At 45.3% G+C, this 2,002-nt stretch carries 3 protein-coding genes; all 3 read left to right on the top strand.

The window, feature by feature from the left end; genetic code table 11:
* The coding region (locus U8U68_RS21710; RefSeq protein WP_322204520.1) for a hypothetical protein at nt 1–332 on the top strand (332 nt) is incomplete at its 5' end.
* Nucleotides 325–810 (top strand): MGMT family protein, encoded by a 486-nt coding sequence (locus tag U8U68_RS21705; RefSeq protein WP_322204518.1) that lies wholly within the window; start codon nt 325–327, stop codon nt 808–810. The genes U8U68_RS21710 and U8U68_RS21705, both read left to right, overlap by 8 nt.
* Before the next feature lie 221 nt (nt 811–1,031).
* Nucleotides 1,032–1,934 (top strand): ABC transporter ATP-binding protein, encoded by a 903-nt coding sequence (locus tag U8U68_RS21700; RefSeq protein ID WP_322204516.1) that lies wholly within the window; start codon nt 1,032–1,034, stop codon nt 1,932–1,934.
* Nucleotides 1,935–2,002: the final 68 nt, after the last annotated feature.

Genomic DNA, 2,002 nt, shown 5'->3' with positions numbered 1-2,002 from the left:
GCAGGATATCTCTCATAACATTCATTCATTTATGCGTCGGCTCCAGCATAATCCCTCTCGGGTTATTCGTTTTTTCCTCCATCCGCTTCTTTCCTATCTTTCGGCGGAGGAGTAATATCAAAAAGGATTTGGAGAATGCCACAAAGCCGTTTTACAAAACGGTGCGGGAAACAGATAACGAGCATTTCGGTATGGGGCGGTTGTTACTGCGGCATTCAGGCAGTAATTCTTCCAAACCAAGACCAAACAGTTCTGAAAAAAGTAAAACAGTCTCATTGCATGGACTGGTAAAAGTAATTATAATAAAAGCAGGAGGTGTCAGATATGGCTAATGAAGATAAAAAAGACTTCAATGCGATGCTGCATGACAACAAGGATATGCCAAAGATTCAGACAATCACAGATCAGAAGAGCATTGAAAAATATAGCGGGGACAAAATGTACTTTGCACCGCCAATTGATTACGATAAGGTAATGAAAAGAATCCCATATGGAAAAGTGATTACCCTGGGAGAGATTCGTGAATACTTTGCGAAGCTCAATGAAGCAGATTTTACAGAGCCGATAACGGCAGGAATTTTTGTGTCAATTGCAGCTTGGGCGAGCTATCAGCGTTCTGAGAATGAAACGCCTTATTGGAGAACCTTAAAAGCAAATGGGGAGTTAAATCCCAAATATCCCGGCGGCGTCGAGGCACAAAAAGAGAAGCTGGAGGCAGAGGGGCATACAATCATCAAAAAGGGCAGAACCAATATCCGGTACTTTGTGAAGGATTATTCTGATGTTCTTTTTGAATTAAATAGAACATAATTCTATAGATATTCCATTTGTACAGGTATAGTTATCTCGTCCAAATAAAATCATTTTTATTTTGACAGGCAGTCCTCCGTTATTGGTGGCTGCCTGTTTTGCATATAATACGGAAATTTATTCCACAAAATATTTTTGACGAGTAGACAAAAAGTTGAAAATCTCCTTTTATCCTATACCTGTCAGATGGGAAACCCATCTGGAGAAAGGAGCTTTTTCAAATGAACCATTCTATAGAAATCAAAGGGTTGAATAAATTTTACGGAAAGAAGCAGGCGCTTTTTGATGTGAATCTTTCCATCCAACAGGGCATGTTCGGTCTGCTGGGGCGCAACGGCGCAGGCAAGACCACCCTGATGAAGACGCTGGCAACACTGCTGCAAAAGAAAGACGGAGAGATTACCGTGTGCGGCGTTCCCATAGAAAACGCCCAAGAGATCCGCAGGATTACCGGGTACCTGCCCCAGGAGTTTTCCATGTACCCATCCATGAAGGTGGGGGAAGCCATGGAATATCTGGCAATCCTGTCAGGACTCAGCGGTGCTGAGAGAAAAGAACGGATTGACGCACTCCTCAAAAAAGTGAATCTGACAGAGCACCGGGACAAAAAGGTGAAGGCGCTTTCCGGCGGCATGAAGCGCCGTCTTGGAATCGCCCAGGCGCTGCTCAATAACCCCAAGGTATTGATTGTTGACGAACCCACCGCCGGGCTGGATCCAGAGGAGCGCGTTCGATTTCGAAACCTGCTGTCTGAGATTGCAGAGGATAAGATTGTGATTTTGTCCACTCACATTGTAGGGGACATTGAGGCCACCTGCGAGGATATCGCCATTATCAATGAGGGCAGAGTCATCTACAATGGCACAGTGGATGCGCTCTTGCAGGAAGCAGAAGGCAGAGTGTTTATCATGACCGCTTCCAAGCGGGAGCTTCCAGAGCTGAAAAGGCAGCTTTCCATCACCAGTATGCACACCCAGGGAAACAAGGTCCACATCCGCTTTATTGCAGACACCTTGATGCAGGGCGCCAAGGTGTGCGAGCCGAATATTGAGGACGCATATATGCTGTATCTCCACACCAGCGGCGTTCGTGAGATTTTGGGTGAAGTGGGGGGTGAATGGTAATGCTGTTGTTGCGGGAAATCAAAAAGATTGTAAAATCCATTCCCTACTTGATTTTTGTTGCCGCTGTT

Source organism: Acutalibacter intestini, from assembly GCF_034334985.1.
Lineage (GTDB): Bacteria > Bacillota > Clostridia > Oscillospirales > Acutalibacteraceae > Acutalibacter > Acutalibacter intestini.
The sequence above is the reverse complement of the archived record's forward strand: the minus strand, read 5'-3'. Positions and strand labels throughout refer to the sequence as shown.